At 40.7% G+C, this 3,043-nt stretch carries 4 protein-coding genes; all 4 read right to left on the bottom strand.

Going from position 1 to position 3,043, the window contains the following annotated elements:
• A partial coding sequence (locus tag GMD1S_RS10060) for a nucleotidyltransferase (RefSeq protein ID WP_000156366.1) occupies positions 1-1,031 on the bottom strand: 1,031 nt, incomplete at its 3' end.
• Positions 1,031-1,765 carry a hypothetical protein gene (locus tag GMD1S_RS10065; RefSeq protein WP_000896960.1) on the bottom strand — a complete coding sequence of 245 codons (735 nt, stop codon included), beginning with the start codon at positions 1,763-1,765 and terminating at the stop codon, positions 1,031-1,033. The genes GMD1S_RS10065 and GMD1S_RS10060, both read right to left, overlap by 1 nt.
• Positions 1,766-1,773: 8 nt before the next feature.
• Positions 1,774-2,514: a class I SAM-dependent DNA methyltransferase gene (locus tag GMD1S_RS10070; protein WP_000257063.1), complete on the bottom strand. Its 741-nt coding sequence runs from the start codon at positions 2,512-2,514 to the stop codon at positions 1,774-1,776.
• 178 nt (positions 2,515-2,692) lie between these two features.
• Positions 2,693-3,043: ribosome silencing factor (gene rsfS, locus GMD1S_RS10075; RefSeq protein WP_000292569.1), on the bottom strand; the 351-nt coding region annotated here is incomplete at its 5' end.

Genomic DNA, 3,043 nt, shown 5'->3' on the forward strand with positions numbered 1-3,043 from the left:
TGGTAAATCTGGTCTGCCTTTTGAGTCATAGCATCCCAAGGTTCTTTGCCAATTCGGCTGACTAGATGGACCTGCTCTTTCAGTGACTTGAGATGTTGTCTGCCTTTTTCGGTAAAGCCAAGGACATGAATGGCTTCTGGCAAGTCGCTTTCTCTAGCCTGCACCAGGATATAGGTCAAGAGGCGTCTGACACGCGCCTTGGTGTAGCGTTTGGTCGCAACCGCCTCGACCAATTCGTCAACAGACTGAGCCTTCTTGATAGCATCCTTGATGCGCACAGCCATTTCTTGATTGACCTGATAGATGGTCGTTAGGTCTGGATTTGACAAGATTTGATAGCGGAGCAAGGGAAAATAGTCCTCCCAGCTCACCTTACTGGCCTGCTCAAAGAGGTCAACAGAAGGCATAAAGCATTCTAAGAAATCTTTGTCCCTCTGGTGCTGACGGAGGGCTGTCGCCGAGGCAAAGTCCACATCCTTGTCCACAGAATGATACCCCGCTCCCTGACGTTGAATCGACTCAAGCTTGATGTTTCGTCCTGCAACCGCCTTGGCATAGGCCAGAGCAAGGACATGATTAGGCGTGTTGCCTGAAAAATCTAGACCTGCAAATTCCTTCCACATAGCTTGGGTTTTCTGAGGGTAGGAGAGTGAATCAGGTAGATTTTCCACAAAACTCTCCATCTCAGCACCTCGCTCTGTGTATAAGTCAGCAATTTTCTGATAATCCAGAACTTCCTCTGTCCCAAAAGCTAGCCTATCAATGCCCAACCGAGTCAAGATATCCACAGCTCCTTGTCCAAAGAAATCCGCTGCTTGTAAACTGGCTAAAAAGGGCAATTCCACTACCAAGTCCGCTCCATTCTCTAGTGCCATTTGAGCCCGTGTCCACTTGTCAACGATAGCCGGCTCGCCCCTCTGCATGAAATTTCCAGACATGGCAACGATTTTCAGCCCATCTGCTTGTTCTAGCAGGTATTTGTGGCCATTATGAAAAGGATTGAACTCCGCGATAATACCGGTGATGGTCATTATTTTTTATCATCTCCCACTATTTTTATTAAAGAAATTATAATCTTCGATCCTGTTACACAAGAAGCCAGAAATAATGGAATAATTGCATATGCATCAATCTGTGTATTATAGTTTTTCAAATCCTCTAATGTGATAATATAAGCTACTATCACTATAGCAATTATAACGAGTGATACAATTAATTTCATCCAAATAAGATAATATTTCTGTAATTCGTTGAAAATATTTTTATCTCCTTTTGAAAGTTTATTATAAAGAGAGATAAAAAATAATATAATTAACATCGGAGCTAAAACAACTATTACATTTTGAACTAAATCTAAAACTCTATCCTTAAAATTGATTAAAGTATTTATAGAATTATATGTTATGTGCAAGATTTCCGCATATCTTATAGAAATATATGCTAAATTCATAGGAAATAGAAGATATTTTAAGACTTCAAATTTATTATCAATTTCATAATCTACAATCTTCTTTAAAAACAATAAAGGTTTTTTTAAAATTAAGAGAATTAACCATAATATTAAAGGAAATACAATAATAATGATTCCTAAAATTGATGCCAGACCTTTTTTCCAGTTGTCAAAAGATATGTTTTTATGTAAAAAATCAAAACTACTTTTAAATCCTGCTATTATTTCCGTAATTAATTTTACTCTAAATTTTATGCAGTAATATCCAAAATAAAATAAATTAAATACTAGTAAACAAAAGTCTCCTCCTGCCATATTTTCTCCTACTTCTGTGCGACAAAAAACCAACGTCTACTGGTCTCAGTCGGCTCCTTGTCCTCAAAGTCCGCATAGAGTTTGAAGGACTTGAAACCAGCCTGTTCCAGCAAAATATCATAGGTCAAGACTTCGTATGTACGCTCCTCGTGTACCTCATCGTGGCGACTAAAGGAACCATCAACCTCCTTGATAAAGAAAGTCAACTCATGCACGATAGAGTGAGGGGCTTCGTCCTCGTAGGTATCCCAGAGCATGGCAAAATCTTCCGCATTTTCATGGTAAGAATAGCCTGGAAAAACTTCATCTGTTTGGTAGGTCGAATGCACATCAAAGATAAAGACACCATCTTCGTTGAGGGCATTATATACTTCCTTAAAGACGTCCCCTACTTCCACCTCATCCTGCATGTAACAGATTGAGTCCGAATAACAAGTCACAAAATCGTATTTCCCTGCTTTGGACAAATCCAGCATATTGCCTTCCATAAAATCAATCTTTTGCTTGGCTGAAGCTGCTCTTTTCTCAGCAATCTTCAGCATATCCGCGCTCAAGTCCAGTCCAGTCACTTCAAAACCAGCCTGAGAAAAGCGCACAGACTGGATGCCTGTCCCACAAGCCAATTCCAAGAGTTTCTTTCTCTCCTTGGTCTTAGGCAAATGACGCAGAGAAAAATCCGTCCATTTGTCATATAAACTATCATCCATCACAGCATCGTATACAGCCGCAAAGGTTTCATATGTCGCCATAAATCATGATACCAAGTCCGCCCGTAATTCGATAGAAAATTAGGAGCCTGACGATGGAGCCGAGCTCCAAGAAAGGCTATCTATTTTCCGACGATTACAGGACGGGTTCAAATCCTTTCTATCACTTTCCTTTTAAAATAAGCAAAGAAACCCCGTTTACTGCAACTGAGTTCATCTCCTATACCAAGGCTTCTGAAATGTCTACTGAATCTGCCTCATGCCAGAGTTTTTCAAGGTTATAGTGGGCACGCATTTCTTCTGAGAAGATATGCACGACGACACCACCGAGGTCTAGCAAGACCCAGCCTCCAGCTGCATCACCTTCGACATGGCTGCCTTTAACACCAGCTTCGGCTACTTTTTCACGGATATTATCAGCGATAGCGTCCAACTGACGGCTATTCATCGAGCTAGTGATAACAAAGTAGTCTGTAACACTGGTCAAATCTTGTACATCAAGTGCCAGGATATCTTCCGCACGTTTCTCATCAGCCGCTTTCACGACTAGTTCTAGTAATTCTTTTTCGTT

The organism is Streptococcus sp. GMD1S (assembly GCF_000296875.1).
In the GTDB taxonomy this organism is placed as follows: domain Bacteria; phylum Bacillota; class Bacilli; order Lactobacillales; family Streptococcaceae; genus Streptococcus.

Bases quoted from the DNA above. Each gene is read 5' to 3' on its own strand.
- GMD1S_RS10065 (WP_000896960.1), bottom strand. From the start codon at position 1,765: ATGGCAGGAGGAGACTTTTGTTTACTAGTATTTAATTTATTTTATTTT.
- GMD1S_RS10070 (WP_000257063.1), bottom strand. From the start codon at position 2,514: ATGGCGACATATGAAACCTTTGCGGCTGTATACGATGCTGTGATGGAT.